At 68.7% G+C, this 6,309-nt stretch carries 5 protein-coding genes and 1 pseudogene; all 6 read left to right on the forward strand.

Translation table 11 applies throughout. From position 1 onward, the window contains the following. A pseudogene (locus tag ABYX71_RS09710) lies at positions 1 to 674 on the forward strand (recombination factor protein RarA); the annotation flags it as partial. Next, the gene (gene crcB / locus ABYX71_RS09715; protein ID WP_372696301.1) at positions 671 to 1,042 is read left to right on the forward strand and encodes a fluoride efflux transporter CrcB; all 372 of its coding nucleotides are present in this window, start codon (positions 671 to 673) and stop codon (positions 1,040 to 1,042) included. The pseudogene ABYX71_RS09710 and the gene crcB, both read left to right, overlap by 4 nt. A gap of 155 nt (positions 1,043 to 1,197) precedes the next feature. Beyond that, positions 1,198 to 2,520 (forward strand): hypothetical protein, encoded by a 1,323-nt coding sequence (locus ABYX71_RS09720; protein ID WP_372696302.1) that lies wholly within the window; start codon positions 1,198 to 1,200, stop codon positions 2,518 to 2,520. Between the two features lie 24 nt (positions 2,521 to 2,544). Continuing rightward, positions 2,545 to 2,967, forward strand: a complete 423-nt coding sequence (locus ABYX71_RS09725; protein ID WP_372696303.1) for a phosphate ABC transporter substrate-binding protein — start codon at positions 2,545 to 2,547, stop codon at positions 2,965 to 2,967. A gap of 28 nt (positions 2,968 to 2,995) precedes the next feature. Beyond that, the gene (locus ABYX71_RS09730; RefSeq protein ID WP_372696304.1) at positions 2,996 to 5,287 is read left to right on the forward strand and encodes a putative bifunctional diguanylate cyclase/phosphodiesterase; all 2,292 of its coding nucleotides are present in this window, start codon (positions 2,996 to 2,998) and stop codon (positions 5,285 to 5,287) included. Between the two features lie 69 nt (positions 5,288 to 5,356). Continuing rightward, on the forward strand, positions 5,357 to 6,136 hold the full coding sequence (locus ABYX71_RS09735) for an SDR family NAD(P)-dependent oxidoreductase (RefSeq protein ID WP_372696305.1): 780 nt from the start codon (positions 5,357 to 5,359) through the stop codon (positions 6,134 to 6,136). The last annotated feature ends 173 nt before the right edge of the window (positions 6,137 to 6,309 follow it).

Consider the following 6,309-nt stretch of genomic DNA (forward strand, 5'->3'; position numbering starts at 1 on the left):
AACTGGCCGCCGACATCGCCCGCGAGGGCGTCATCGACGACGTTGTCCTGCGCGAGCTGGCCGGCGAGAGCTGGCGGCGCTTCGACAAGGGCGGCGAGGCCTTCTACGACCAGATCTCGGCCCTGCACAAGGCGGTCCGCGGCTCATCACCGGACGCGGCGCTGTACTGGCTCGCGCGCATGCTCGATGGCGGCTGCGAACCGCTGTACATCGCCCGGCGCGTGCTGCGCATGGCCAGCGAGGACATCGGCCTGGCCGACCCGCGAGCGCTGACGCTGGCACTCGAGGCGCTGACAACCTACGAGCGCCTCGGCTCGCCGGAAGGCGAGCTGGCCATCGCCCAGGCCGTCACGTACCTGGCCTGCGCCCCCAAGAGCAACGCCCTGTACACCGCCTTCGACGCGGCCATGGCGGACGCGCGGCGCTTCGGCTCGCTGCCGCCACCGCTGCGCATCCGAAACGCGCCGACCCGACTCATGAAGGAACTCGGCTACGGCAAGGGCTACCGCTACGCGCACGACGAGACGAACGCCTACGCCGCCGGCGAGCGCTACTTCCCGGACCAGATGCCGGACCGGCGCTACTACCAGCCAACCGCACGCGGCCTGGAGCGACGCCTGGCCGAACACCTGGCACAGCTTCGTGCCCGCGACCACGAGGCCGGCGAGCAGTGAACGGCGGCGTGCTGGTGGCGGTGGCGGCGGGCGGCGCCATCGGCTCGGTTGCCCGGTATGTCGCCGTCAACGGGCTGGCCGCCTGGCTGGGCCGCGCCTTTCCGTACGGCACGCTGGCGGTCAACGTGATCGGTTCGTTCCTGATGGGCGTGGCACTGGCCGTGCTGGTGCAGCGCGGCTGGCTGGGCGAGCCCTGGCGGGCGGCCCTGATGGCCGGCCTGCTGGGAGGCTTCACCACCTTTTCCGCCTTCGCCGGCGAGACACTGGTGCTGGCCCAGCAACGACCGGGCGCGGCCGCGCTCAACATCGGGCTTCACCTGCTGCTGTGCCTCGCCGCGGTGTGGGCCGGGGCCAAGCTGGCCGGGTGAGACCGTCTCGGGCCCACCGTCGTTGCTGGTCAGAAAGTCAGCGACGTGCTAAACAAATGAGCCAGGCTGCACAACAAAACTCACACCGCAGCCAACCGGTATCGGCCGCCCCACGGCGCCGGCCCTGCCTGACAAATCCAGCGGACGGAGAATCCATGCCAACGCGCCCCTTGCCTGGCGTCGAGCACTCTCGGCCAGCGCGCGGCCTCATGCTGGCCGGCGTTGCCGTGGTGGCATTGGGCGCCCACGCCGACGTGGTGGCGGCGTCGTGGTCCTCGCCGGCGCTGTCGCTGCACGGGTTCGGCACGCTCGGCGTGGTGCGTTCCGACCAGGACGACGCCGACGTGGTCTCGAATACCTACCTGCAGCCGAACGGTGCCGGCCACACCCGGCGCTGGGACTTCGGCGTCGACAGCAAGCTTGGCGGCCAGCTGAACGCCGATTTCGGCGACGGCTGGAGCGCGGTCGTGCAGGTCGTCACCAAGCACCGCTACGACAACAGCTGGACGCCGGAAATCGAGTGGGCCAACGTCAAGTACCAGCTTACGCCCGGACTGAGCCTGCGCGGCGGCCGGACGGTCAGCCCCATTTTCATGCTGTCGGACACCGCCAACGTCGGCTACGCCAACCCGTGGGTGCGCGGACCACAAGAGCTTTACGGAATGGTGCCGATCACCAACCTGGACGGCATCGACCTGGCCTGGAACACCGACATCGGCCAGGCCACCAACGTCTTTCAGGCCAGCTTCGGCAGCAACACCTTCGACGCCGTCGACGGCCTGCGCATCGCGGGCAAGAACTCGTGGATCCTCAGCAACACGCTGGAGTACTCCTTCGTCGCCGTGCGCGTCGGTTATCTGCGGGTCGATCTCACATTCGACGGCAACGACCTGGACCCCCTCACCGACGGCCTGGCGGGACTGGGTGACAGCCTGGCCACGGCCGGCTTTCCGGTTGCCGGCCAGCGCGCAATGGCCCTGGCGCGGCGCTATGACATCGACGATACGCCGTTCGAGATCTTCAGCGCCGGCCTGCGGCTGACCCCGGGCAACTGGCTGCTGCTGGCCGAGTGGGCGCGCGGGTCCGATGCCGGGCTGATCCCCAAGACACACGCCGGCTATGTCACCGTCGGCTATCGCCTGCGCCAGCTGCAACCGTATGTGACGTTTGCCAAGCTGGATTCGCAAACACACGCGCCGCAGGCCATCCCGACCGGCGGCCTGCCCGCGCCACAGGCCACCGCTGCCGATGCCGCCAACAGCGGCCTCGCCGCCGCCCTGCAGACCGCCGCGCCGTCTCAACAGAGCCTAGCGTTGGGGCTGCGCTGGGACGCGCTGAATGCAGTCGCGGTGAAGTTCGAATACCAGCACGTCGATCTCGAAAGCGATTCGACCGGCCGGTTCGGCAACGTGCAGCCGGCGTTCCAGCCGGGCGGCGATGCCGACCTGTTTTCCGTCACCGTCGATTTCGTGTTCTGAGCGCGCGGCCGGATCCCCACCATGATGTTGGCAAAACCGCTTCGGGTTCTCGGCATTGTCGGCGCGCTGATGGCAGGCACCGCAGATGCCCAGGTCGTCACCGTGGTGGCCGCGGACAGCCCGATCGACACGCTCAGCCGACGCGAGGTGGCGAATATCTTCCTCGGCAAGGCCCGTCAGTTTCCCGACGGCCGCCCCGCCCAGCCCATCGACCTGCCGGAGACCTCGGCGCAACGCTCGGCGTACTACCTGGCCATCAGCGACAAGCACCCCGCGGACCTGAAGGCCTACTGGTCGAAGATGATTTTCACCGGCCGCGGGCAACCGCCACCGGTCGTCGACGACGCCGAGGCCATGAAGAACACCCTCGCCCGACAACCGAATGCCATCGGCTACATCGATGACGCCGCGCTGGACGCACGCGTCAAAGTCGTGGTCGTCCGCTGACGTCGGCTCACCGAACCCGGCCGACAACATGCAGCCGCAACACAGTCCCACGCACCGAACCCACCGCCTGGGACGCCTGACCGAGCCACAGGTGCTGTTTCCGGCGCTCGCCCTGCTGCTGCTGGGCGTGCTGTGGTTCACCACTGCCAGCCTGGTGCGCCTGGAACTGGCCAACGCCCGCGCCGCCGCCGTCGCATCCACCCGGGAACTGACCGAGACCTACGAGGCCCAGGTCGTCAGGGCCCTGCGCGAGATCGACCGCACCCTGAAGCTGGTCGCCCATGTCGGCCGGGACGCTGACCCGGCGCAAACGCTGTCACAGCTGGCCGGGCACGGCCTGCTGCTGCCATCGCTCCTGTTCACGGTCAGCGTCGCCGATGCCCAGGGCACCCTCCTCGCCAGCACGAGCTCCGACGCCCCGTCACAGGTGGCCGGCCGGGACTATTTCGAAGCGGCACGAGGCACGACACGCCTGAGCATCGGCACACCGGCGCCGGGCGCGACGGCGGACGACTGGATGCTCTCGTTCAGTCGCCCGCTGCGGGACACCAGCGGCGACTTCAGCGGCGCGGTCACCATATCGGTCCCGGCGTCGTACTTCGTCAGCGGCTACGAAGCGGCCAAACTCGGCCGGGACGGCTTTGCCGGGCTGCTGGGCAGCGACGGGATCTTCCGCACTGGCCGCAGCGGCGACACCGTTACCGCCGGCATGAGAACGGACTACGCGCAGCTTGTGCCCGACAACGATGTCGAGCACCTCCCGGTGCGGCTGAACGTCAACGACTGGGACGGCGTGGAGCGCTACACCGCGGCCCGCGAACTGTACGACTTCCCGGTTGCCGTCGTCGTCGGTCTGTCGGCCGCCGAGCAGTTGCAGCCGGCCCATGCCCGCGGACGGACCTACCTCCTTCGCAGCACCGCCGCCAGCATCCTGCTGGTGGCGTTGATGGCGCTGCTTGGCCGGCTGAGCTGGCAGCTGCAACAAAGCCGGCAGCGCGCCGCCCGCGAACAGATCGCCCACGCCGAACGCATCGAGTACATCGCTCAACACGACAGCCTGACCGGCCTGCCGAACCGCAGTTTCTTCAGCCACACGCTGCACCAGATGCTGGCGCTGGCCCGCCGCCATCAACGGCCACTGGCCCTGCTGTTTCTGGACCTGGACCGCTTCAAGCTGATCAACGACACGCTCGGCCACGATGCCGGCGATGCGTTACTGAAGGAAGTCGCCCGGCGCCTGACCGACGCCGTGCGTGCGAGCGATATCGTGGTCCGGCTGGCCGGCGACGAATTCGTGGTCCTGCTGCCCGAACAATGTGACGAGTCCAGCCTGACGGTCGTCGCGCAACGCATCCTGTCCGCCGTCGGCAAGCCCTACGATGTGTTGGGTCACCAGTTCCGGGTGACGGTCAGCGTCGGAATCAGCCGCTACCCGGACGACGCCGAGGACGAAGAATCGCTGATCAAGCATGCCGATGCGGCGATGTATCACGCCAAGGAAAGCGGACGGAACACCTTCCACATGTACGACCCCAGCGCGCCCCAGCCGTCCCTGGAGCGCCTGTCCCTGGAGTCGTCGCTGCGCCAGGCGCTCGAGCGGCACGAGTTCAACCTCCACTACCAGGAGCAGCGGGACCTGAACAGCGGCGAGGTAACCGGTGTGGAGGCCCTGCTGCGCTGGCAGCATCCCCAGCTGGGCCTGGTTCTGCCTCATCAGTTCCTGCCGCTGGCCGAGGAGAGCGGCCTCATCCTGCCCATCGGCCGATGGGCCATCGAAACGGCGTGTCGCCACGGCGTGACCCTGCAAACCACCCACGGCCGGCCGCTGACGATGTGCGTCAACCTGTCGGCGCGACAGTTTGCCGACCCGCACCTGACGCAGGAACTCAAGAACATCCTCGATGCCAGCGGCCTGGAGCCCCAGCGACTCGAACTGGGCATCGCCGAAAGCGTGCTGCTGGCGAATGTCGAGCAGGCAATGACCGTGCTCGGCCGGATTCGCGCGCTGGGCGTGCGGGTCGCCATCGACAACTTCGGCGCCAGCTACTCGTCCTTGTCCACCCTGAACCGGTTCCGCTTCGACACCGTCAACATCGACGGCAGCGTGGTGCGCAATTACGAACACAGCCCCGAAGACCAGAAATTGACCGAGGCGACCATTGCCATGGGACGCAACCTCGCGTTCACCGTGGTGGCCGAAGGCGTGGAGACCGAGGACCAGGCGAAATTCCTGCGCGACCGTGCGTGTGACAAGGCCCAGGGCTACTACTTCGGCGCACCGGCCGCTCCCCCGAGCGCCACCGACACCCGCACGGACTGACGCACGGCACTGCAGCGCACGCCGCGGCCACCGATAATGGCGGACCACTACGCAACCCGGTATACCGCCATGCTGCACGACACCACCGCCATCGTCACCGGCGCCGGCACCGGCATCGGCCGCGCCATTGCCGCGCGCCTGCATGGACACGGCGCGCGGGTGGTGCTGGCCGGCCGTCGCCGCGACCGCCTGGAACAGACCGCCGCCGCGCTGGGCGGGGAACGCACGCGGGTGGTGCCGACCGACGTCACCGTGCCGGACCAGGTACGGGCGCTGGCCGAGACCGCCGCCGAGTTCGGCCAGGGCCGCATCGAGGTGCTGGTCAACAACGCGGGCGCCATGCGCTTCGCGCCCGTCGAGCAGGCCGACGAAGCGCACTGGATCAACATGATGGACGTCAACTGCTGGGGGCCCAGGCGGCTGATGACGGCCGTCCTGCCAGCCATGCGGGCAGCCGGTGGCGGCAGCATCGTCAACATCGCCTCGATTGCCGGCGAACACGCCTTCCCGGGTGCCGCAGCCTATGGCGGCGCCAAGCGGGCGCTGCGCCACATCTCGCAGGTACTGGCCATGGAAGAGGCGGCCCACGGCATTCGCGTGAACGTCATCTGCCCCGGCGTGGTCGAGGACACGGAACTGCTGGAGGGCGCCGTCCCGACCGAGAAGCAGGCGCAGTTCCTGGCCACCTTCGCCACCGTGCATCCGCTCGGGCGCAACGGCAAGCCGGACGACGTGGCCGACGCGGTGCTGTTCTTCGCTTCGCCGATGAGCCGCTGGATCACCGGCGCGGTGTTGCCGCTGGACGGTGGCCGGCATCTGGCCACCAACCGGCCGAAACTGGTGGACTGAGCGCTGGTGACATTCAAGCTCTCAGCCCGGCCACGGATGGCCGGTCACACATCAAGCACCTGAGCGCGTGATGTGTGGGAGCGCGTCCGGGCGTGTACCGGGCTCGCGACGCAGGAAACGCGCAGGACGCGCATTTGTTCACCAACCCTCAGCCCGTCCCGGCCGTCGCCGGG

This window comes from Immundisolibacter sp. (assembly GCF_041625615.1).
Lineage (GTDB): Bacteria > Pseudomonadota > Gammaproteobacteria > Immundisolibacterales > Immundisolibacteraceae > Immundisolibacter.

Excerpts from the sequence above, each read along its gene's own strand:
- ABYX71_RS09720 (WP_372696302.1), top strand. The coding sequence starts at position 1,198 with ATGCCAACGCGCCCCTTGCCTGGCGTCGAGCACTCTCGGCCAGCGCGC.
- ABYX71_RS09725 (WP_372696303.1), top strand. The coding sequence starts at position 2,545 with ATGTTGGCAAAACCGCTTCGGGTTCTCGGCATTGTCGGCGCGCTGATG.
- ABYX71_RS09730 (WP_372696304.1), top strand. The coding sequence starts at position 2,996 with ATGCAGCCGCAACACAGTCCCACGCACCGAACCCACCGCCTGGGACGC.
- ABYX71_RS09735 (WP_372696305.1), top strand. The coding sequence starts at position 5,357 with ATGCTGCACGACACCACCGCCATCGTCACCGGCGCCGGCACCGGCATC.